The organism is Aeromonas australiensis, assembly GCF_000819725.1.
GTDB classification, from domain to species: domain Bacteria; phylum Pseudomonadota; class Gammaproteobacteria; order Enterobacterales; family Aeromonadaceae; genus Aeromonas; species Aeromonas australiensis.
Genome location: NZ_CDDH01000045.1, coordinates 76,787 through 99,580, shown reverse-complemented (window position 1 = coordinate 99,580; position 22,794 = coordinate 76,787). Strand labels below are relative to the sequence as shown.

Annotated in this window: 10 protein-coding genes, 5 tRNA genes and 2 riboswitches; of the genes, 13 read left to right on the top strand and 2 right to left on the bottom strand. The window is 59.4% G+C overall.

The window, feature by feature from the left end; translation table 11 throughout:
* Nucleotides 1-82: 82 nt before the first annotated feature.
* The 9 genes from BN1117_RS06020 (at nt 83) to BN1117_RS05980 (ending at nt 11,720) form a co-directional block, all read left to right on the top strand.
* Nucleotides 83-2,188 carry a TonB-dependent hemoglobin/transferrin/lactoferrin family receptor gene (locus BN1117_RS06020; RefSeq protein WP_040095696.1) on the top strand — a complete coding sequence of 702 codons (2,106 nt, stop codon included), beginning with the start codon at nt 83-85 and terminating at the stop codon, nt 2,186-2,188.
* Between the two features lie 289 nt (nt 2,189-2,477).
* Nucleotides 2,478-3,614, top strand: a complete 1,137-nt coding sequence (locus BN1117_RS06015) for a 3-phenylpropionate MFS transporter (protein ID WP_040095694.1) — start codon at nt 2,478-2,480, stop codon at nt 3,612-3,614.
* Between the two features lie 122 nt (nt 3,615-3,736).
* Nucleotides 3,737-7,192 carry a hybrid sensor histidine kinase/response regulator gene (locus tag BN1117_RS06010; protein WP_040095692.1) on the top strand — a complete coding sequence of 1,152 codons (3,456 nt, stop codon included), beginning with the start codon at nt 3,737-3,739 and terminating at the stop codon, nt 7,190-7,192.
* Nucleotides 7,193-7,426: 234 nt separating this feature from the next.
* Nucleotides 7,427-7,514: riboswitch (cyclic di-GMP riboswitch) on the top strand.
* A gap of 102 nt (nt 7,515-7,616) precedes the next feature.
* A complete protein-coding gene (locus tag BN1117_RS06005) occupies nt 7,617-10,220 on the top strand; it encodes a glycosyl hydrolase family 18 protein (RefSeq protein WP_040095690.1) in 2,604 nt (867 codons plus the stop codon).
* 931 nt (nt 10,221-11,151) lie between these two features.
* A tRNA-Ala gene (locus BN1117_RS06000) sits at nt 11,152-11,227 on the top strand.
* 28 nt (nt 11,228-11,255) lie between these two features.
* Nucleotides 11,256-11,331, top strand: a tRNA-Ala gene (locus BN1117_RS05995).
* Nucleotides 11,332-11,396: 65 nt separating this feature from the next.
* Nucleotides 11,397-11,472: transfer RNA gene (locus BN1117_RS05990), tRNA-Ala, on the top strand.
* A gap of 48 nt (nt 11,473-11,520) precedes the next feature.
* Nucleotides 11,521-11,596, top strand: a tRNA-Ala gene (locus tag BN1117_RS05985).
* Nucleotides 11,597-11,644: 48 nt separating this feature from the next.
* A tRNA-Ala gene (locus tag BN1117_RS05980) sits at nt 11,645-11,720 on the top strand.
* A gap of 166 nt (nt 11,721-11,886) precedes the next feature.
* On the opposite strand, the gene BN1117_RS05975 is transcribed toward BN1117_RS05980, so the two are convergent.
* Nucleotides 11,887-14,073: an ExeM/NucH family extracellular endonuclease gene (locus BN1117_RS05975; RefSeq protein ID WP_040095688.1), complete on the bottom strand. Its 2,187-nt coding sequence runs from the start codon at nt 14,071-14,073 to the stop codon at nt 11,887-11,889.
* A gap of 294 nt (nt 14,074-14,367) precedes the next feature.
* Nucleotides 14,368-14,453, top strand: a riboswitch (cyclic di-GMP riboswitch).
* Nucleotides 14,454-14,568: 115 nt separating this feature from the next.
* On the opposite strand from BN1117_RS05975, the gene BN1117_RS05970 reads away from it, so the two are divergent.
* Nucleotides 14,569-17,619, top strand: coding sequence for a glycosyl hydrolase family 18 protein (locus BN1117_RS05970; protein ID WP_052441436.1), 3,051 nt, complete (start codon nt 14,569-14,571; stop codon nt 17,617-17,619).
* 139 nt (nt 17,620-17,758) lie between these two features.
* Complete coding sequence (locus BN1117_RS05965; protein WP_040095687.1) at nt 17,759-18,703, top strand: chemotaxis protein CheV; 945 nt, start codon at nt 17,759-17,761, stop codon at nt 18,701-18,703.
* A gap of 196 nt (nt 18,704-18,899) precedes the next feature.
* Here BN1117_RS05965 and BN1117_RS05960 read toward each other — a convergent pair whose 3' ends face one another.
* A complete protein-coding gene (locus tag BN1117_RS05960) occupies nt 18,900-19,511 on the bottom strand; it encodes an arylesterase (protein WP_040095685.1) in 612 nt (203 codons plus the stop codon).
* 56 nt (nt 19,512-19,567) lie between these two features.
* Here BN1117_RS05960 and BN1117_RS05955 point away from each other — a divergent pair, with 56 nt between their 5' ends.
* Together BN1117_RS05955 and BN1117_RS05950 are read left to right on the top strand one after the other, a co-directional pair.
* Entirely contained in the window at nt 19,568-20,263 is a 696-nt protein-coding gene (locus BN1117_RS05955) for an ABC transporter ATP-binding protein (protein WP_040095683.1), read from the top strand.
* 36 nt (nt 20,264-20,299) lie between these two features.
* Nucleotides 20,300-22,747: an ABC transporter permease gene (locus BN1117_RS05950; RefSeq protein ID WP_040095681.1), complete on the top strand. Its 2,448-nt coding sequence runs from the start codon at nt 20,300-20,302 to the stop codon at nt 22,745-22,747.
* The last annotated feature ends 47 nt before the right edge of the window (nt 22,748-22,794 follow it).

Sequence of the window (22,794 nt, the reverse complement as noted above, 5' to 3'; positions counted from 1 at the left end):
ATGATTTCGTTTATTGTTGATCTTTGTCGAGAGCTGGGTAATATGCGGGCTGTTTGATAACAGTTCTCAATAAGGATTCGCTGTGACCCATCATAACGCACTCTCTCTGGTTGCCCTCGCAGTGGCGGCCGGTCTCTCCTCCCAGGTCTTTGCTGCCCCTCAGAAGGCGGATGAAGTCGTGGTCGTCAGCGGCTCACGGATGGAGCAAAAGCTGGAAGATGTCTCCGGCCCTATCTCGGTGATCACCGCCAAGCAGATTGAAGAGCAGGTCGTCACCAATGTTGCCGATCTGTTCCGTTACGAGCCGGGTGTCAAGGCCCTGGGGGGGGAAGGGGATGCCCAGACCTTCGTTATCCGCGGTATGGGTGAGAACCGGGTCAAGGTGGTGCGTGACGGCGTGCGCCAGAACGATGCCTATAGCAAGGGTGGCATCGGCCAGAGCTACTTTGACACCGACATGATCAAGCAGGTGGAAGTGGCCAAGGGGCCGGCGTCTGCCGCCTACGGCTCCGATGCGTTGGGTGGCGTGATTGCCATCACCACCAAGGATGCCAGTGACTTCCTCAAGGGCAAGGATAGTTATCTGGACGTGACCAGCGGTTATGCCTCCAGCAGTCACCAGAAGATGGCGGGCTTTACCGGTGCACTGCGCACTGGCGAAGTGGAGAACCTGCTGCGCTACACCTGGCGCGATGGCGGCGTGACTCAGAATTTCGCCTCCACCAAGAACGACTTCGATATCGGTACCCATGCCCTGCTGCTCAAGAGCAAGTGGAATCTCTCTGATGAGCAGTTCCTCAAACTGACTGTTGACTACCTGACCGATGGCGAGGATCCGGATGCGGTCAAGCTCAACAAGGTGGGTAGCCGGATGGCGCAGGTCTTCGAGCAACCCATCACCGACAAGCAGACTGACAACCTCTCGCTGGTGCTGGATCACGGCATCGCGCTCAATCAAGGCTGGGCCGATCGGATGGATAGCAAGGTCTATTTCGCCCGCACCAAGCAGACGCTGGATCAATACGCATCTTCCAAATATCCGGTCAGCCCCAGCAACCCCTATGTGACCAAAAACTCGCTGGATCACAATGTGTTCGATCAAAAGAACATCGGCGCCCAGCTGCAGTTCCACAAGGCGGCGGCCAACCACCGTCTGGCCTGGGGGGCTGAGTACGAGCACACCGACAACGAACGTACCCGTTACAAGGGGCCGACAACACCCGGTGATTTTGTCGGTTACAACGAGCTGAGTTTCCCGGCTACCACCAGCGAGCGTGGCGCCCTGTGGGCCTTTGACGAGATCAAGTTTGGCGAGCGCTGGGTGCTGACCCCGGGTGCCCGTTATGACTACTACCGGATGACCCCGGACAACGATCCCGCCTACACAGGCGACAAGCTGCACAAGTTCTCCGAAGGGGAGTTGTCACCCAAGCTGGGTCTGGTGTTCAAGGCCCACGAGGCGGCTAACCTGTTCGCCCAATACAGCCACGGTTTCAAGGCCCCCATGTATGACAGCGCCTTCTCCACCCTGAACCACCAGGCTTACGGCTATCGCATAGAGCCCAACCCGAACCTCAATCCGGAGAGCAGTGACGGTATTGATGTGGGTGTACGTGGCAGCCATAACGGCTTCAGCTATGAAGTTGCCAGCTTCTACAACAAGTTCGACGACTTCATCGAGCTGGTTGAGGTGGGTAAAGAGGGGCGTACCGCCGTCTACCAGTACCAGAATCTCAGCAAGGCGACCACCAAGGGTGTCGAAGCCAAGGCTGATTACTGGCTCAACGATATCGTCAATGTCTGGGGTAACCTCGCCTACATCGAAGGCAAGGATGGGGATGGTAACTACCTCAACAGCCTGAGCCCGTTCAACGGTTCGGTCGGTGTGCGTCTGGAACAGGCCAGCTGGAACTTCAACACCGCGCTGCGCTTTGCCGACGATATGGACAAAGTCCGTAAAGACAGCAAAGGCAATGAGTATGTGAAGAGTGCCGGTTGGGGTGTGGTGGATATGTACGCCCAGTTCAATCCGATGACCGATCTGCAGCTTAACGTCGGGGTCTTCAACCTGTTTGACAAGGAGTACACCAGCTACGAGCGTATTGCCGGCCGTGATGCCAGCTCGGATAACAGCATGATGACAGAGCCGGGCCGCAACCTGAGTGCACGGGTCAAATACGTATTCTAAAAAGCAAGCAATAGACGCAGATAAACTAAGGGGCTTCGGCCCCTTTTTTGCGGCCGCTATATGGTGACAATGGCGCAGGGCGGATGTTTGCCTAAAAAAGAAACCCGCCATGGGCGGGTGGAAGGATTGCAACACTAACCAGGAGGAGGTGTTACCCGATAGACCCCACCTCTTCGGTAATAGTTCAATTTTATTGAAGTTTTTTCGTTTTCTTGGCGGGGTTTCCACCGGGATCTGTGGGGGCGGATGGGTTATCATTCTGCTCCCATCATCCGGTTGCAGAGGATCTATGCCCGCGTTCTCCTGGTTAGCGCTCTTTTTCGGCGCCTTCTATTTTGTCTACGGTGCTTATTTGCCGTTCTGGTCGCTCTGGCTGGAGGGGGTGGGCGTCAGCGCCGAGATGATAGGTCTGCTGCTGGGGGCGGGGATGGCGATCCGCTTTGCCGGCAACCTGATGGTGATGGGGCAGATCAAGGGAGCGGGCCATCTGTTGCCGGTTACCCGATTGCTCTCCCTGCTTAGTCTGCTGGCCTTTCTCGGCTTCTATCTCAGTCATAACCTCTGGTGGCTGGTGGGCTTGACCCTGCTGGCGAACTTTATCTATCCGACCCTGATGCCGGTGGGTGAGGCGCTGGCGACCCGCATGGTGGTACAGGCTCACCTCGATTACGGCAAGGTGCGGCTGTGCGGTTCGTTTGCCTTTATCGTCGCCTCGACCCTGGTGGGGGCGCTGGTGGGCAATTTCGGTAGTGAGTGGATTTTGCACACCATGGTGGCGGGGCTGGTGCTTATGCTACTGCTCAGCTGCTTGCCACTTAATCCCACGCCACAGGATGTGCAGGGGGAGCGCGCCAAGGCCTCTTTACTGGCAACCCTGCGCAGCCCATTGGTGCGCCGTTTCTTGTTGCTGACCGCGCTACTGCAGGGGAGCCATGCCGCCTATTACGGTTTCAGCGCCATCTACTGGAAGGCGCAAGGGTATAGCGGCACCATCATCGGCTATCTCTGGGCGCTCGGGGTGGTGGCGGAGATCTGTATGTTCGCCGCCGACAAACGCTTCCTGCAACGCTTTGCTGCCCAGAGCCTCTTTATCGCCGGTGCCATCGGTTGTGTGGTGCGCTGGGTATTGCTCGGGGCCTCGACCGAGTTGTGGATACTGGTGGTGGGGCAACTGCTGCACGCGGTCACGTTCGGGGTCAGCCATCTGGGGGCGGTGCGTTTTATGACCCGTCAGCTACCGGCCGAGCAGTTGATCCCGACCCAGGCGCTCTATGCGGCCCTTGGCCTCGGCATGACGGTGGCGGCCCTGATGGCTGTCTGCGGCGTGCTGTTCGAGCCCCTCGGTGGTGGCATCTTCTTCCTGATGGCATTGGTGGTGTTGCCGGTGTTCTTCCTGCGGCTGCGGCAGACGACTGTCGGGACGTGAGAAGGGGTTAAACGGTGCAAGCGGGGCAAGGAGTGCTCCTCTTGCTACATGACTTTTGCTGCCAGCCTCTCTAGACTGGCCAAACTTTCCTACAAATTATCAACACGGACAAGGGGTTGCAGATGCACCAGGGATGGTTGCTGATCGGTTTGTCGCTCGCGTATCTGGGCCTGCTGTTTCTGATTGCCTTTGTGGCTGACAAGCAGAAGCGTCCCCGTCTCAAGGGGCAGCCGCTGCTCTACAGCCTGTCGCTGGCGGTCTACTGCACCTCCTGGACCTTCTTCGGCACCGTGGGGCAGGCGAGCGAATCCCCCTGGTCGCCGGTCCCCATCTACCTTGGCCCCATGCTGGTCTTTCTGTTTGGCTGGCGGCTGCTGGCCCGCCTTATTCTGGTGGCCAAGCGGGAACACATCACCTCCATCGCCGACTTTATCGCCGCCCGTTACGGTAAATCCCAGCGCCTCGCCATGGTGATCGCCCTCATCGCCATCATGGGGATCCTCCCCTATCTGGTGTTGCAGCTTAAAGCGATTGTCACCGGACTGGACCTGCTGATGGTCAGTAGTGCCGGTGCCAGCCTGACCAGCAATACGGCGGAGCTGGCCCTCGGGGTGACCCTGCTGCTCGCGCTGTTCAGCATCTTGTTCGGCACCCGCCATCTCGATGCCACCGAGCACCACAGGGGGATGGTGGTGGCGATTGCTTTTGAATCGGTGGTGAAACTGCTGGCCTTTATCGCAGTGGGAGGCTTTGCCCTGTGGCTGATCCTCAACAGTCCCGCCGTCGCGGGTGAGCCGGTAACCCGCGACTTCTTTGCGGCCGTGGTCTCCATCACACCTGGCAATCTGCTGGAGCTGGCCATCTATACGGTGTTGGCGATGTGCGCGGTTATCTGCCTGCCGCGCCAGTTTCACGTGACTGTGGTGGAGAACAATCAGGGGCAGGATCTCCACTGGGCACGCTGGATCTTCCCGCTCTACCTGTTCGTGATGGGGCTCTTTATCTGGCCGTTGGCGCTGGCGGGCAAACTCTGGGTCGGGGCTGAGGTTCCCTCGGATACTTATGTGATCAGTCTGCCGATGGCCCTGGGGTTTGATGGCATGGCGATGCTGGCCTTCCTTGGCGGCACCTCGGCGGCGACCGGCATGGTGATTGTCTCGACCATCGCGCTGGCCATCATGGTAAGCAACGATCTGGTGCTGCCGGTGCTATTGCGCCGTTTCTGGCGCCAGGGGCGGGACGAGCGGCTGGTTCGGCTGCTGTTGCAGGTGCGTCGCAGCGCCATCGTATTGATTTTATTGGCTGCCTGGGGCTTGTATCTGTGGCTTGGCGATCTCGCCAGCTTGTCGCGCATCGGCTATCTCTCATTTGGAGCTATCGCCCAGTTTTCGCCGGCTCTACTGCTCGGCCTCTATTGGCGTCATGGTAACCGCAAGGGGGTCTATCTCGGGTTGGCGCTGGGGGTGAGCCTGTGGCTGGTCACCCTGATGGTGGAGAGTGGCCTGCTGGCCGGTTCACCGCTGGCGTCACTGCTGGCACCGCCCGACTGGCCCGCCTTTCGCGAACTCAGCCTGGGTGCCTGGTGCATATTTCTCAGCCTGCTCTTCAACTTGTTCGGTTATGTGGTGGGGTCGCTGCTGTCCCAGGCGGCAGTCAGCGAGCGATTACAGGCGGCCAGCTTTGTCGGCAAACAGAGCCGTGATACCACGGCGCTCTATCAGGCGCGGGTGTCGGTCAAGGAGCTGGAGATGCTGGCAGCCCGCTTTGTCGGCTCAAGCCGGGTCAAGCGTGCTTTTGGGCGTTTTGCTGGCGAGCATGGCGGCACCTTGGCTCCCCAGATGCAGGCCTCGGCCGAGTTGATTGCCCACACCGAACGGCTGCTGGCTGGGGTGTTTGGTACCTCATCTGCACGACTGGTGCTCGCCTCTGCCTTGCAGGGGCGCAATATGCAGCTCGAGGAGATCGCCACCATAGTGGATGAGGCCTCCGACGTATTTCGCTTCAACCGCGGCCTGCTGCAGGGGGCGATCGAGCATATCGGGCAGGGGATCTCGGTGGTGGACCGGGAGCTCAAGCTGGTGGCCTGGAACCGGCGTTACATCGAGTTGTTCAACTACCCCCGCGGGCTTATTCAGGCCGGCCGCTCCATTGAGGAGATCATCCGCTACAACGCCGAGCAGGGGCTTTGCGGTCCCGGTGATATCGAGGATCACGTTGCACGGCGGGTTGCTTTTATGAAACGGGGCAGTGCCCATATCTCGGCGCGGGAGCGCCCGGATGGGCGGGTGATCGAGATGCAGGGCAACCCCATGCCCGCCGGTGGCTTTGTTATGACCTTTACCGACATCACCCCGTTTCGCGATGCCGAACGGGTGCTGCGCGAAGCGAACGAACATCTGGAAGCGCGGGTTGCCGAGCGCACCCGCGAGCTCTCCGAGCTCAACCGCCAGCTCTTGCTGGTCAATCAGCAGGTGGAGCGGGCCAATCACTCCAAGAGCCGCTTCCTGGCGGCGGTCAGTCACGACCTGACCCAGCCCCTCAATGCCGCCAAGCTGTTTACCTCCTCCCTGCTGGAGATGCTGCCAGCAGAGGAGGAGCCTGCCCGCATCGCCCGTCATATCGACGATGCGCTGGGGGCGACCGAGGATCTGATCAGCGATCTGCTCGATATCTCCCGGCTGGAGGCGGGCAAGTTCAAGGCCAAAAAACTCGACTTTGCTCTGCATGAACTGTTCGACAACCTCAAGGCCGAGTTTGGTGTGCTGGCACAGGCGGGAGGGATCCACTTCTCGGTGGTCGAGAGCCGGCTGGCGGTGCACAGCGATGTGCGGTTGCTGCGCAGGGTGCTGCAGAACTTTCTTACCAATGCGTTTCGCTACAACCCCGGTGGTCGGGTGCTGCTTGGTTGCCGCAGGTCGGGCAACAAGATCCGCATCGAGGTGTGGGACAACGGCCCCGGTATTCCGACCGACAAGCAGGAGACCATCTTCGATGAGTTCTCTCGCCTGGACCACTCGCGCACCGCGCGCGAGCAGGGGTTGGGGCTGGGCCTTGCCATCGCCCGCGGCATCTCGCTGGTATTGGGTCATCAGCTCACGTTGCAGAGCTGGCCAGGCAAGGGGTCGGTCTTTGCGGTGACTCTCAATCTGGCGACTCAACCGGTTGCCGCTCTTCAGCAGGTGGCGCCAGTGGTACGTGACAGCCAACTGGAAGGGGTCAAGGTGCTTTGTATCGACAATGAGCAAGATATATTGGCCGCAATGCAGCTGTTGCTCGGTCGCTGGGGCTGCGAGGTGCGCGGTGCCGTTGATCTGGTCGAAGCGCAGGGGCTGGTGGCAGAAGGTTTTGTGCCAAGGTTGGTGCTCTCCGATTATCACCTTGATGATGGTAAAACCGGGTTGGCGGCGCTGGCGTCACTGCAGCTGGTGTGTGGTGCCGAGATGAAAGGCATCATCATCAGCGCCGATCGCAAGAGTGAGTTGCAGACGCAGATCCGTGAACAGGGTTATGGCTACATCAGCAAACCGGTCAAACCGCTCAAACTGCGGGCCCTGATGAACAGCCTGCTGCTGCGCTAGCCGCATCCGGGGCGGCAAGCCGTGAAGTGGTTCACAAAACCGCACAATGATCCCGTGGTACCTGCTCATGGATAAATGCCGAAAACAGGTGTTTATTGGCGAAATTCTCTTCATCTTGCTGCGTAATGGCCGCCAGTTACTGCATTGGCTTGCTACTGTCGGTGAATGCCGACAGTGGCAGACCGGATTGCCTCACTCTATAGTCGGGATGCGATTTTTTTCATCGCGAATGAAGTGACTAAAGGGCAAACCGATCGCGAGGTCGGGACGCAAAGCTTCCGGTCCAGGGATGAGCCGTACCTGAGATAGCGGGGCCACCACAGGTTGTTGTGCACCTTTGCCAAGAGGCCGCACTGCTGTCTGCGTTACCTGTCAGGGCGTAGCCCTTTTCGTTGCCAACATAACGAAATAGGGAAATATAAAAATGCTAAGTCCAAAACCTACCATGCTGGCCCTTGCGGTCGGTCTGTGCTGCGCCTCGTCCGCTTATGCTGCGGCGCCCGGCAAGCCGACCATCGGATGGGGCCCCACCAAGTTTTCCATCGTTGAAGTCGATCAGGCGGCCACTGCCTACAACAATCTGGTCAAGGTGAAGGATGCCGCCGATGTGGAGGTGAACTGGAACCTCTGGAGCGGCGATCTGGGCCAGAGCGCCAAGGTGCTGCTCGATGGCAAGGAGGTGTGGTCTGGCCCCTCGGTTGCGGCGGGCAGCGCCACATTCAAGGTGAAGAAAGGGGGGCGCTATCAGATGCAGGTGGCGCTGTGTAACGCCGATGGCTGCACCCTCTCTGATGCCAAGGAGATAGTGGTTGCCGATACCGATGGCAGCCACCTCAAGCCGCTCAAAGCGCCGCTGCAGGAGAATAACAAGCCCTACACCAACAAGTCCGGCAAGGTGGTGGGCACCTACTATGTGGAGTGGGGCGTCTATGGCCGCAAGTTTACGGTCGACAAGATCCCGGCCCAGAACCTGACCCATATCCTCTATGGTTTCACCCCCATCTGCGGCGGGGATGGTCTCAACGATAGTCTCAAAGAGATCGAGGGGAGCTTCCAGGCACTGCAGCGGGCCTGTGCCGGCCGTGCCGACTTCAAAGTGGCCATCCACGATCCCTGGGCTGCCGTCCAGATGCCACAAAGCGGCCTGACCGCTCACGATGAAGCCTATAAGGGCAACTTCGGCGCCCTGATGGCGCTCAAGCAGGCTTATCCGGACCTGAAGATCCTCCCCTCCGTCGGTGGCTGGACCCTCTCGGACCCCTTCTTCTTTATGCATGACAAGGCCAAGCGTGACGTGTTCGTCGCCTCGGTCAAGGAGTTCCTGCAGACCTGGAAGTTCTTCGACGGTGTCGATATCGACTGGGAGTACCCGGGCGGACAGGGGGCCAACCCGAAACTGGGTAGCCCGAGTGATGGTGCTACCTATGTGGCCCTGATGAAGGAGCTGCGGGCCATGCTCGACGAGCTGGAGGCCGAGACCGGTCGCCAGTATGAGCTCACCTCGGCCATTGGTGCGGGGGGCGACAAGATCCAGGATGTGGACTACAAGGCGGCCCAGCCCTACATGGACCACATCTTCGTGATGACCTACGACTACAACGGTGCCTGGAGCAACACTGAGCTGGGTCACCAGACCAACCTCTATGCGGCGAGCTGGGATCCCGCTACCAAGTACACCACCGACAAGGCGGTCAATCAGCTGCTGGCGCAGGGGGTTGACCCCGGCAAGCTGGTGGTCGGTGCCGCCATGTATGGCCGTGGCTGGACCGGGGTGAGCGGTTATCAGGGCAACAACCCCTTCACCGGCAAGGCGACCGGCAAGGTGAAAGGCACCTGGGAGGACGGGGTGGTGGATTACCGCGACATCGTCAACAACCGGATGGGGGCGGGCTGGGAGAAGGGGTATGATGAAGTGGCCGAGGCGCCCTATCTGTTCAAGGCGGCGACCGGCGATCTCATCACCTATGACAACGATCGCTCGGTCAAGGCCAAGGGGCAGTATGTGCTGGCCAACAAGCTGGGTGGTCTCTTCTCCTGGGAGATCGACGCCGACAACGGCGACATCCTCAACGCCATGCATGAAGGTCTCGGTCACGGTGAAGGGGTTACCCCGCCAGCCAACAAGCCGCCAGTGGCCAACGCGGGCAGCGATCTGAGTGTCACTGGCCCGACCGAGGTGACGCTGAACGGCTCTGCGTCACACGATCCGGAAAATGGCGCTCTCACCTATAGCTGGAGGCAAGTCTCCGGCCCGCAAGCCACCCTGCATGATGCGACTCAGGCCAAGGCCCGTGTAGTACTGGATGCCGTGGCAACCGACATCAATCTGGTGTTCGAGCTGACGGTGACCGATGACCATCAACTGACCGCCAGGGATCAGGTGGTGGTGACCAACAAGGCGCCGCAACCCAACCTGCCTCCGGTGGTCACTCTGCCCGCCAGCGTCAAGGTGGAAGCGGGCAAGCAGGTGAGCATCACCGCCAAGGCATCCGACCCCAACGACGACGAGCTGATCTATCAATGGCAAGTGCCTGCCGGTATCACGGCGACCGGTCAGAACAGTGCCACCCTGGTGGTCACCGGCCCGGCGGTGGATGTCGAAACCGGTTATGACCTCTCAGTGACTGTCTCTGATGGCGCACTCGACGCCAGCGCGGCCACCCGTCTTACCGTCACGCCAGTCAACGAAGGCGGTGAGGGGGGCTCTTGCAACACCACAGATCCGGAAGCGGCCAACGTCCCGGCATGGCAGGCCAGCAAGGTCTATAACGGCGGTGACAAGGTGAGCCATAACCAGCTGGTATGGCAGGCTAAATACTGGACCCAGGGCAACGAGCCGAGCCGCGCCGCCGATCAGTGGGCGCTGGTGAGCCAGGTTGATCTGGGCTGGAACGCGGCCGTTGCCTACAACGGCGGGGATCTCACCAACCACAACGGCCGTCAGTGGAAGGCGCAATACTGGACCAAGGGCAATGAGCCCGGCAAACACGATGTCTGGCTGGATGTGGGGGTCGCCAGCTGCCGATAAACCGAGCTCACCACTATGGTGGCGGGGTCTGATAAGACCCCGTTTTTCCTACTGACCATCTTGGTTACAGCGCAACGACAATGAATAGCATTGACGAAAAGATATCGACGCTCAGGTACAGCCAGTGCTTATGGGCCCGGTAGAGGGCAGTGGCGCTATGCTTGGACCAATATGCCTGGACCAAACAGTGTTCCGGCAATGAGCCGATGCAATAAAAGATGGGGCCTGCGGGCCCCATTGTTGTTTGGTGGAGTTCAGGTTTGGCCGTGGAACATCTGGCCCGGACAGGACAGCACCTCGAGAGGGCTGTGTGATGATGTGTGTTGTATTTTTATTACGTTTTCCGTGAAAGGCTTTCAGCAATTACTTGCCGTAGCGGAAGTAGTATTCACGGGTGGAGGGGGCATAGGCATCTTTCTCTACAATGCCGCTCTTGGTGGTTGCGCCCTTAAGGCGGAACAGGACAGCCAGATTCTCAAACATGGTTTACCTCATCGCTCTGTCATTTCTGGTTATGGTGTGTGACCTGGGTCACGATTTGATCCTATGGTCATCTGTGAGCCAGATCAACTTTTTGTGTTGTAAATTTACAAAAATCATGGAAAGGGTTTTCAAATGCAATGCCCTTTATGGAAAGGCTTTCCCGAGGTGACGGGGGAGAAGTTGATTACCAGCTAGCAAAAGAGCCCCGAGAGCAGGAGCATTGCACCGGGAAAGAGGCTTGCTAAACGGCCTCTCCTGTATAGGTACTTGAGCCGATTTTTGACATAAAACAGAGGGATAGCGTGCTCCTTGCTGGTAAAAACAGCGAACTGCTGCAATTTTGACTAAACGAATCAGTCGCGGTTATTTTAGGGTTGACAGCAAAGCGGGTGATGCCTATCATGCGCCTCCGTTGCCGGAGATAACTTCGTCAGCGCCGAGGTGAGTTGGGGTTATAGCTCAGCTGGGAGAGCGCTTGCATGGCATGCAAGAGGTCCGCGGTTCGATCCCGCGTAGCTCCACCAAATTCTCCTCGAACAATCTGGAATCCAAGGGGTTATAGCTCAGCTGGGAGAGCGCTTGCATGGCATGCAAGAGGTCCGCGGTTCGATCCCGCGTAGCTCCACCAGATTCTTGATTGTTGTATTGAATACCCAGGGCATTGTGGTGTGTATCACCCAGGCCGACCTTTGTGGGGTTATAGCTCAGCTGGGAGAGCGCTTGCATGGCATGCAAGAGGTCCGCGGTTCGATCCCGCGTAGCTCCACCATTATTTAGGATGAATGGCCGCCAGAACCATTCATTCAGTACCGAATTTGGGGTTATAGCTCAGCTGGGAGAGCGCTTGCATGGCATGCAAGAGGTCCGCGGTTCGATCCCGCGTAGCTCCACCATTATTTAAGATGAATGGCCGCCAGAACCATTCATTTAGTACCGAATTTGGGGTTATAGCTCAGCTGGGAGAGCGCTTGCATGGCATGCAAGAGGTCCGCGGTTCGATCCCGCGTAGCTCCACCATCTTTCGTAAAGAAAGTAGAAAAGGCCACCGCATTGCGGTGGCCTTTTTGTTTTTGCGATATCTGGTTTCCCGCATTTCCCCAATTGCATGGGTAAAACCCTTGATATGGACAAAAAAGCCCGCGACTCTCGCGGGCTTTGCTTGCACTATTCAAACGCGCCGTGGTTAACGGCGACGTCGCCAGGCCAGCGGCAACAGGGCCAGCAGGCCGAGCCCCAGTGCACCACCCCCGGAGGAGTTCTCCGGTTTGCTTGCATCACCACTGAGTGTCAGATCGATGATGATGGGGTCGTGGTCGGAGGCGCTGAAGGGGTTATCGGACTTGAGCAGGTTGCCGGTGTACTGGCTGCCATACTCGAACAGATTGCTCTCGAACGAGTTGATGTGCCAGTCGGCCACGCCTGCCACCTTGCTGGCCAGTACCGGGTTGGCGAGGGCGTAGTCCAGGGTACCCAGCTCACCATCATAGCTGTAGGAGATGGCCTTCTCCTTGTTGAATCTAACATTGAGGTCGACAAGGCCGTAGCTTCTGGTTACTTCTCGCCCCATCTGCTCGTAAGGCTGTTCACCGATAAAGGTGTGAGAGGCCGAGAGGATCTTGCGTTCACTGGTAGCCGGGTTGTAGTCGGTCAGCACCCGGATCGGGTCCTCCTTGGCATAGGAGTTTAAGTCGCCAACCAGCAGTACTTGTCCCGGCAATTTGCTGACCGCTTCACCCAGCACCTTGGCGGCGGAGACCCGGAACTCGGTGCACTTGCCCTGCAGGTCAGCCGGTTCTGTCTTGCCATCGCCATTTTCGTAGCAGCCTGACCCTTTGGATTTGAGGTGGTTGACCACCAGTGTCAGCGGCTCCTGGCTCTTGTCTACGGTGAAGGTCTGAACCAGTGAGTCGCGCTGACCGGCTCTCTTGGCCACCCCACCGGTGGTATAGCGCTGCTCCGGCAGCTTGATAACGGTGGCATCGCTTGCCGGGGTCAGTTTGGCGGGGCGATAGATCATGGCCACCATGATGGCATCGCCACCGAAGAATTTTTCACCGGTGAGCAAGGTTGAAGGGACGCGGACATAGGAATAGTGCTTGTTCGCATCTCTTTGTTGCTCATTGAGGCGTGACACCAGATTGCTGATGGCCGAGTTGCTACCAAAACCGTTGTTTTCCATCTCCATCAGGCCAAGCAGGTCAGCATCCATATCAGTGATGGCGTTAACTATCTTGGTACGCTGTTTCTCGAACTCGGCCTGGCTCTTGGCGCCGCGGTTACACCCTTTTTTAGGGTTATCGGCATCCGCCTGATCCTTGCACAGGACGTTGAGGTCGCCGCCAATGCTGGAGTGGCTGGTGAAGTAGTTGAGTACGTTGAAGCTGCCGATCCGCAGATCGGTGCCTGCTGCCCGCACCGGAGCCGTTTGCCGGTCATCTTCGGGGGTGCGCAGCAGGGCTCCCGCTGTCAGGGTGACATCCCGTGGTACCACCAGACGGTAGGCATCCTTGTTATAGATGATCACTCCCTCCAGTCCATTCAGCTGATCACCAATGCGCAGATAGCCCTGATCAGCATCCCAGCCCGGGAACCAGGGCAGTACGCCATCCGGCGCTTTGAAATCTGACTCGACCACCAGGCGGCTGCTGGCGTTTTTGCTGGCTAGCGCGACCGCATCCTTACTATTGGCAATATGGAGTTGGGTGGGCTTTACCAGTGCTGCTTTGTGGGCTAGCTCCAGGTTATTGCGATAGACCTTGTAGTCGAAGCTGAAGTTGCGAGTCAGATGCAGGTCACTGCTGCTGTCGAGGCGTACCCGCATTCCTTCGTGGCGACTCAGTGCCTGGGTGAGGGTCTCTCCTTCATTTATCTGCAGCACGCTGGTCGGGACATTCAGCCCCTGGGTGGTGACTTGCAGACGGGCCTTGCCGGATTCGAAGGTGGGTTTGAGCTGGGTGCCACCGTAAAACTCCTCAACTTTGGCTTCGAGGCAGAGCTCGGCTCCCGGCTTGATGTCTGGATATTTGGTCGCGAAGTCCTTGTCGTTCAGATAGACAAAGATACCGTCAGAGGTAGCAGGGTTGCCATCGCCCACCGGATCGGTCAGATAGAAACCCTTGGTCAGACTTTGGCCCAATGCCGTCACTACGCCGCGCACCTTGAAGGTGCCGGGGCTGATTTTGCCGGTCACATTGCCATTCTTGTCGGTCACTGTCTCGGTTGCCAGCGCGCTGGCGGAGTCTGTGCCCTGAATGGTCGGGATAGAGGTGAGTTGAGCCGGGTCGGACGGGCAGACAAATGCCGCATGGGCGCCTGAGGATGCAAGCGCCAGCCCCACGGCCAGCGACAGCAGAGTACGAGTACCTTTCATCGGTGTTCCTTTTTTATTTTGCCAGTGATTCCATAGCCTTGGCTCGTTGACCAAGGGCGCGCATTGTCACATTTCTGGCATGTCATACCAGTGAGCCAGCGCACATTACCGGGATACAAATGGGTGGGCATTGATTTTTTTGAACTGACTAACACGATGAAATTAATGATAAAAAAATCATTTTCTTGATGTGTTGAATGTGAAACTACCACGGAGGAATACATATTTTTCTTCGAGAATGAAGATTGAGACTCAGTGGGCGGCTTCCTATACTCGGCTTGTTCCTCACGGAACCCAGGTAAAGGGCAAACCGGTCGAAATACCGGGACGCAATGCCTCCGGTCTCCCGATCCAGTGATCCAGATAGCGGGGCTTCTCAGGGTGAATGTCGTGTTTGTGGCAGGTCCATTGCCAGTTGTCTGCACCCTTCACACAGGTTGCGCTTGTTCTTTGCCTTGGTAACCAATGCCAAGACAAAACAAGGAAGATAACAATATGCAACAGCTCTTCAGACCCAGCAGGCTTGCCATGCTGGTCGCCCTTGCGGCTGCGCCGCTCTGGGTACAGGCAGCCTATCCCGTCTATCAGGCCGGTACTGCCTACAAGGCCGGCGACATCGTCAGCAACGTCGGCAGCCTCTACGAGTGCAAGGAATTCCCCTATTCAGGCTGGTGCGGCGCCTCGCCCTATCATTACGCCCCCGGTGTCGGTGTGGTCTGGACGGATGCCTGGAAGCCCTATGGCGGCGAGGTGCCGCCACCGGCGCTCGGTGTAGCCGTCAGCTCGCCGGCTGCTGGTGCCAGCTTCAACGAAGGAGCCAGCATGGCGCTGGCGGTTACCCTGAGCGGCCCGGCCACGGCACTGGCTCGGGTGGAATACCTTGTCGACGGCAAGTTGGTCGCCACGGCGAGTGCTTCGCCCTGGAGTGGCAGCTGGACTGCCGCCGGCGCGGGGGCCCATACCCTCAAGGCTCGCGCGCTGGATAAAGATGGCAAGTTGCTTGCCGAGGCGGATTCGAGCTTCAGCGTCGCCGCCGTGGTGGCGCCAGAGGCACCCAAAGCGAGCATCAGCAGCCCGGCCAATGGCGCCAAGGTGACCCTGGGGCGCAGTGTGGCGGTGAGCGGCAATGTCACCGATGCCAACAACGATGTGGCCAAGGTCGAGCTGTTCGTCGATGGCAAGAAAGTGGGCGAAGACACCAGTGCCCCCTGGCAGGTGAACTGGACCCCGGACACCAAAGGCAGTGCCGCCCTCAAGCTGGTGGCCACTGACAAGAGCAATCTGAGCGGTGAGTCGGCAGTGGTTACCGTCAATGTCGAGGAGGCCGCACTGCCGCCCACCGGTGGCAACCTCTCCTGCGATATCCGCCAGATCTACCGCCCGGATGGCTACGAGTGCATGGGGGATGATCACGCCCGCCGGGTCATCGGCTACTTTACCTCCTGGCGTACCGGCAAGAACGGTCTGCCCGCCTATCTGGTGAATGATATTCCCTGGGACAAGCTGACACACATCAACTATGCCTTCGCGGCAGTGGATGAGCAGAGCCACACCATCAAGGTGGATGACTCGGCGACCAGGATGACCTGGGACGGGGTGCCGGGGGCCGAGATGGACCCCGAGTTTGCGTATCAGGGGCACTTCAACCTGCTGTCGAAATACAAGAAGCAGTACCCGGACGTGAAGACCCTCATCTCGGTGGGGGGGTGGGCCGATACCCGCGGCTTCTACACCGCCACCACCAAAGGGGGCTGCTCGGTCAACATCGCCGGCATCAACGCCTTCGCCGACTCGGCGGTGAGCTTTATCCGCCAGTACGGCTTTGACGGCGTGGATGTGGACTACGAGTATCCCACCTCTATGAAGGATGCGGGCAACCCCAACGACTTCCCGCTCTCCAACCAGTGTCGTGGCAAGCTGTTTGCCAACTACGAGGTGCTGATGAAGACCTTGCGCGAGCGGCTCGACAGTGCCGGCAACGAGGATGGTCGCAAGTACATGCTGACCATCGCCTCACCGGCTTCCGCCTACCTGCTGCGCGGCATGGAGAACTTCCAGGTCACCCGGTATCTCGATTTCGTCAACCTGATGACCTATGACTTCCACGGTGCCTGGAACCACTTCGTGGGTCACAACGCAGCCCTGTTCGACAACAATGCAGACCCCGAGCTGGCGCACTGGGGCGTCTATAGCCAGGCCCAGTTTGGTGGCATCGGCTATCTCAACGCCGCCTGGGCGGCCCACTACTTCCGCGGCGCGATGGCTGCCGGCAAGATCAACGTGGGCGTACCCTATTACACCCGGGGCTGGCAGGGGGTAAGCGGTGGCACCCACGGGCTGGGGGGCAAGGCCGCGCTGCCGAGCCAGAGCGATTGTCAGCCAGGCACAGGTGGCAGCACCATTCCGTGCGGCAACGGGGCGGTCGGTATCGACAACATCTGGCACGATCTCGACAGCAACGGCAAGGAGATAGGCGGTGGCGCCGTGCCCATGTGGCACGCCAAGAACCTGGAACACGCCGCCAGCCTTGGTATCACCACGCTGCCGAGCTACGGTACCGCCTGGGGTCTGGATCCCAACAACCCGGCCCATGTGATGCAGGGCAAGTATGTGCGTTACTACGATGACAAGGCCCAGGCCCCCTGGCTGTGGAACGAAGAGAAGAAGGTGTTCCTCTCCACCGAAGATGAAGAGTCCATGGGCAAGAAGCTCGACTACATCGTCAAGCGTGGTCTGGGCGGGGTCATGTTCTGGGAGATGGCGGGTGACTACGCCTTCGACCCGGTGAAGAACGAGTACGGCATGGGCAATACGCTCACCACCCTCGCCTACGAGACGTTTGCCAAGGCGACGCCCTATCACACCCAGCAGAATGACCTGCCGGCACCGAGCGCCCAGCTCGATATCCAGGTCAGCCTGACCGGTTTCAAGGAGGGGGATTCCAACTACCCGATCAACCCGACACTCAAGCTGGTCAACCAGTCGACCCAGACCATTCCGGGCGGCGCTCGCATCGAGTTTCTGGTGCCTACGTCCACCTCTGACACCATCACGGATCAGAGTGGTATGGGGCTGAAAGTGGTCCAGAGCGGCGGCAACGACAACTCGGAAGGTATTGCCAACGAGCAGGACTTCCACAAGGTGGCGCTGACGCTGCCGGCCTGGAAGGCCTGGACCCCGGGCACTGACGTGGAGGTGGCCATGACTTACTATCTGCCGGCCGCCGGTGTGCCGAGCGGCATGCGTATCATTAGCGGCAGCCAGACCATAGGGCTCAAGGCAGAGTTTCCGACCCTGCCGGAAGCGGTCGTGGGCACCGGGGACGGCGAGAATCCGGGTGGCGCCACCTGCAGCAGTCAGAACGTCAATCCGGCGGCCTATAACAGTTATCCCAACTGGCCGCAAACCAGCTGGGATGGCAAACCCAGCCATGCTAATACCGGGGATCGCATGACCCATAACAAGGTGGTATGGCAAGCCAACTGGTGGACCAGTAGTGAGCCCAAGGCGGGTGATGGCAGCTGGAGAACGGTGTGCAGCTATTAATTTGAAAATCAATGATATAAGTGAGGCTTCGGCCTCACTTTTTTTCTCTGAATGGTCGCTCTGGTTGAAAATGCGCCTGCCTTTCCTTGCGGGCTGCCTCTATAATAGAGTCGATTAATAATCAGATGGATGTAAGCATATGGCGAGCATATTGGATTCCGTTGATCAACGAACTCAACTGGTGGGGGAAAACCGCCTCGAGTTGTTGATGTTTCGTCTCGGCACCCGCCAGATGTTCGCCATTAACGTCTTCAAGGTGCGGGAAGTGGTCAAGTTGCCCCATCTGAGCAAGATGCCGGGTTCCCATCACAATATCAGCGGGGTAGCCAATATCCGCGGCACCTCGATCCCGGTGATCAACCTGCGTAGCGCTATCGGTATGCGCCCCATGCCTATCGACAGTGAATCCAACCTCATTATCACCGAATACAACCGTTCCATTCAGGGCTTTCTGGTGGGGCAGGTGGCCAATATTGTTAATATGACCTGGAAGGACATCCTGCCGCCGCCCCGCTCTGCCGGACGGGCCAACTACCTCACTGCCATCACCCGCATTCCCGAAGATGGAGTGGATCAGATCGTCGAGATCATCGATGTGGAGAAGGTGCTGGCAGAGATCATCACCTATGATATTCGCATCTCTGAAGAGGTGCTGGATCGTGAGATCCTGCCCGAGATGCATGGCCGCAAGGTATTGATCGTTGATGATTCCAGCACCGCCCGTAACCTGGTGCGTGAGACGCTCAATCAGCTGGGTCTCGAGATCATCGAATGTCAGGATGGTTTGCAGGCTCTGACCTTGCTCAAGGGGTGGTGCGATGCAGGCAAGAAGGTGACGGACGAAATTTTGCTGATGATCACGGATGCCGAGATGCCGGAGATGGATGGTTACCGCCTGACCCACGAGGTGCGTAGCGATCCACGGATGTCCGGTCTCTTTATCACCCTTAACACCTCCCTGAGCGGCAACTTCAACGAAGCCATGGTCAAGAAGGTGGGGTGCGACCGCTTTATCTCCAAATTTCAGCCTGACCTGCTGGTGGGGGTGGCTCAGGAGCGGCTACGTCAGGTGTTGGAAAACTGAGAGGCTGCCTCTGCCGGTTATGCTCAATCAATAAAACATCCCGCTTCGGCGGGATGTTTTGTTATTGGTTATTGGTTATTGGTTATTGGCGCTGGACTGGTTGAATCAAGGTGTCATGCAGAGAGCGTCGACAGCTCAAAACATCGGATTTTGGCGGGATGTTTGGTTATGAGATATTGACGATAGAGCCGCGGACTTATTGGCTGAGCAGCGGCTCCATAAAGCGGGCAACTTTATCGCGGATTTTGGGCTGGGCCGCCGGGGTTGGATGAATACCATCGTTCATCATAAGTTCAGGGCTCAGCGCAATATCATCCATAAAGAAGGGCAGCAGCGGCAGATCGTTGATCTCTGCCAGTTCCGGGAAGATCTGCTCGAACTGGCGCAGATAGCGGGCACCGTAGTTGCGGGGCAGCTGGATCTGGGTCAACACCACGCGGGTCTGCTGCTCCTTGGCGAGCGCGATCATGCTGGCCAGATTCTGGCGGGTAATGGTCGGTGCGAAGCCGCGCAGGCCGTCGTTGCCTCCCAGTTCGATCAGCAGCCAGTCCGGTTTGTGCTCCTTCAGCAGAGCGGGCAGACGGGCCAGCGCCCCTTGGGTCGTTTCACCGCTGATACTGGCATTGAGCAGGGTGTGTTTGCCCCCCTCTTCCTGCCATTTCTGGTTGAGCAGGGCAGGCCAGCTCTGCTCAACCTGCATCTGATACCCGGCACTCAGGCTATCTCCCAGCACCAGCAGGGTCTGGGCCTGAACCGACGAGAGCAGGCTGCCAAGGCCCACCAAAAAGGCAAACAGAATACGCACCATCAATTCAACTCCCGCTATGGATTCTCATCAAGGGATTGGAACAAAGGATATAGAGCATGAGTTCAACCCCCATTATTGTCGTCAAGGGCCTCGGCAAATCGGTTCGCCTCGGCCAGGAAAGCCTCACCATCCTTGAAGGGATCGATCTGCAAGTCAATAGCGGCGAGACAGTGGCGCTGGTTGGCGCCTCCGGCTCAGGCAAGTCCACCCTGCTGGGATTGCTGGCCGGGCTCGATCTGCCAAGCCAAGGAGATATCGAGATCCTCGGCAAATCCCTTGGCGAGCTGGATGAGGAGGGGCGGGCCCGATTGCGCGCCGAGCAGATCGGTTTTGTGTTCCAGTCGTTCCTGCTGCTCCCGACCATGACGGCGCTGGAGAATGTGATGCTGCCTGCCGAGTTGCGTGGCGAGCGCCACTGCGAACCAAGAGCCCGCGAGCTGCTGGCCGCGGTCGGCCTTGGTGAGCGGTTGCACCATCTGCCGCCACGGCTCTCTGGTGGTGAGCAGCAGCGGGTGGCTATCGCCCGCGCCTTTATGACCCGTCCCAGCCTGTTGCTGGCGGATGAGCCGACCGGCAACCTCGACAGCAAGACCGGCGAGAAGGTGATCGAGTTGCTGTTTGAACTCAATCGCAAGCACGGCACCACCCTGTTGGTGGTTACCCATGACCATCAGCTGGCCGAGCGTTGCCAGCGGCAAGTGGTCATGACGGCGGGCAGACTGGATCGCGAGGTGGCCCATGATGTGGTGTAACGGGGTGAATGGTAGATCAGGCTGGAGATGCAAGGGATGATGCAGTGGCGATTGGGATGGCGACTGCTGCGCCGGGAAGGGTTCAGCGGCGAGCTACGCTGGTTTGTGCTGGCGCTGGCCCTGAGCGTGGCGTGCGTCTTGAGTGTTGCGCTGGTAGCGGATCGGCTCGATGCCGGGCTCAAGGCGTCGGGCCGCGACTTTATCGGGGCGGATCGGGTGTTGCGCACTGCCGCCGCCCTGCCGGATGGTTGGCTGACTCGGGCGAAACAGGATGGTCTGATGGTGCAGACCACCGTCAGCTTCAACAGCATGCTGTTTCACGGTGATGTGTTGCAGCTCGCCTCCATTCGGGCTGTGCCCGATGGTTTCCCCTTTTACGGCAAGCTGGAGCTGGAACCGGCCCGTGCCCCGGCTCCCGGCGAGATCTGGCTCTCTACCCGGGTGATGCAACTGCTGCAGGCCAAAACAGGGGATGAGCTGGAAGTGGGCAATACGGTGCTCAAGGTAGCCGGGCTGCTTGGCAAGGAGCCGGATCAGGGGTTCAGCCCCTTCCTGTTGGCGCCGCGGGCGCTGATCCACAGTGCCGATATCGAGGCGACCGGTGCTCTGCTCCCCGGCAGCCGCCAGCAGTGGCGCTATCTGTTCAAGGGGCCGCAAGAGTCGCTGGCCCGTTACGAGCAATGGCTGCTGCCGCAATTGCAGGCTGGACAGAAGTGGATCAAACCGGATGATAGCGAATCAGAGGTGGGCCGCTCGCTGGCCAATGCCGAACGTTTCTTTCGGCTTGCCTCGCTAAGTGGGGTATTGCTGGGGGCGTTGGCGATGGGTATCGCGGTGCGCCACTTTGCCGAGCGCCAGACCAATATGGTGGCGCTGCTCAAGACCTTGGGGGCATCCCGTCGCTCGCTCTGGCAACTGATGGGAACCCTGCTGCTGTCGCTAACGCTGGTTGGCGCGCTGCTGGGACTGGTGGCGGGCACTGCCATGCAGTGGATCACCTTGCAGCTGCTGGGGAGTCTGCTACCGCCGGATCTGCCGCCCCCCTCCTGGCGCCCCTTTGCGCTGGGCGTGGCAGTGGCGCTCTTTATCACCCTGCTACTCGCCTTTGTGCCCTTCCTGCGGCTGCTGAAAGTGCCGCCACTGCGGGTATTGCGCCGGGAGCTGGAGGCGGGCATTCCCCCCTGGCTGGCCCTGCCGGTCGCTCTGCTCGGGCTGTTTACGCTGGTCTGGGGTTTTACCGCCGATGTGCGGCTGGCGCTGGGGCTGGTCGGCGGTATGGGCTTGCTGATGGGGCTGTTGGCCCTGCTGGCAGCGCTGATGTTGCGGCTGGGGGCAAGAGTGAGCGGGCCTCATGCCTTGCGGTTGGCGCTGGCCCACCTGTCGCGCGAGCGCAGCAGTGGCCTGTTTCAGCTGGCGGGCTTTGCGCTGGCATTGATGCTGTTTGGCCTGCTCTGGGCGGCCCGGGTCGATCTGTTGGATGAGTTTTCGGCTCGCCTGCCTGCCGATGCGCCCAACCGTTTTCTGGTCAATGTGGCCGAGAACGAGCGGGAGGGGATCCTGAGCGAGCTGGCGGCAGCCGGGGCCACCACCTCCGATTTCTATCCCATGGTGCGTGGCAGGCTGACCCATATCGCCGGTGAGGTGGTGGGCGAGGGGGCCAGCAGTGGTCGCGAGGGGGTCGATCGGGAGCTCAACTTCACCACCACAGCCACCCTGCCAACCGACAACAAGCTGGTGGTAGGGAAATGGCTCTCCGGGCCCGGCGAGGTGTCGGTCGACAGCGAGCTGGCCAAGCGGCTCGATATCAAGCTGGGGGATATGCTCGCCTTTACCATTGAGGGGCGCAGCTTCGGCGCCAGGGTGACCAGTCTGCGCAGCATCAAGTGGGACAATATGCGCCCCAACTTCTACATGATCTTCTCTGAGGATCTGCTCTCCCCCTTCTCTAGCACCTGGCTTGGTAGCTACCGGCTGCCCGAGGCGGGGCGCACTGCCGAGGTGGAGTTGATCCGCCGCCACCCCACGGTGAGTCTTATCGATGTGGATGACCTGATTGCGCGGCTCACTCAGGTATCGGAGCAGGTGAGTAGGGCGCTGGCCCTGATGCTGGGGCTGGTGACGGTAGCGGCGCTACTGGTGCTGCTGACCCAGACCCAGGCAAGTATGGCCCAGCGTCGGCGCGAGCTGTTGCTGATGCGCACCCTGGGTGCCAGCAGTGACCTGCTGAAAAAGATGCTGCGCTGGGAGCTGGTGGCCAGTGGTGCGCTGGCGGGGCTCTGTGCCGCCATGGTGGTGGAGCTCTGCTCCTTTGGCCTGCAGTGGTGGTGGTTCGAGGGGCAGTGGCAGTTCCACTGGGCCATCTGGCTCGGCCTGCCGACGCTGGGGGCCTTGCTGGTGACGCTGGCGGGGCAGGGGATGCAGCGCCAGCTGCTGGCTGGCACCCTGAGCGATCGGCTGCGGGGGTTGGGTCAGGGACTGTTGTAATCCCGCCAGTGCGAGCCGATGCCACAAGGTACAATGTTGAGCATCCG

Excerpts from the sequence above, each read along its gene's own strand:
- BN1117_RS06015 (WP_040095694.1), top strand. The coding sequence starts at position 2,478 with ATGCCCGCGTTCTCCTGGTTAGCGCTCTTTTTCGGCGCCTTCTATTTT.
- BN1117_RS06010 (WP_040095692.1), top strand. The coding sequence starts at position 3,737 with ATGCACCAGGGATGGTTGCTGATCGGTTTGTCGCTCGCGTATCTGGGC.
- BN1117_RS06005 (WP_040095690.1), top strand. The coding sequence starts at position 7,617 with ATGCTAAGTCCAAAACCTACCATGCTGGCCCTTGCGGTCGGTCTGTGC.
- BN1117_RS05975 (WP_040095688.1), bottom strand. The coding sequence starts at position 14,073 with ATGAAAGGTACTCGTACTCTGCTGTCGCTGGCCGTGGGGCTGGCGCTT.
- BN1117_RS05970 (WP_052441436.1), top strand. The coding sequence starts at position 14,569 with ATGCAACAGCTCTTCAGACCCAGCAGGCTTGCCATGCTGGTCGCCCTT.
- BN1117_RS05965 (WP_040095687.1), top strand. The coding sequence starts at position 17,759 with ATGGCGAGCATATTGGATTCCGTTGATCAACGAACTCAACTGGTGGGG.
- BN1117_RS05960 (WP_040095685.1), bottom strand. The coding sequence starts at position 19,511 with ATGGTGCGTATTCTGTTTGCCTTTTTGGTGGGCCTTGGCAGCCTGCTC.
- BN1117_RS05955 (WP_040095683.1), top strand. The coding sequence starts at position 19,568 with ATGAGTTCAACCCCCATTATTGTCGTCAAGGGCCTCGGCAAATCGGTT.
- BN1117_RS05950 (WP_040095681.1), top strand. The coding sequence starts at position 20,300 with ATGATGCAGTGGCGATTGGGATGGCGACTGCTGCGCCGGGAAGGGTTC.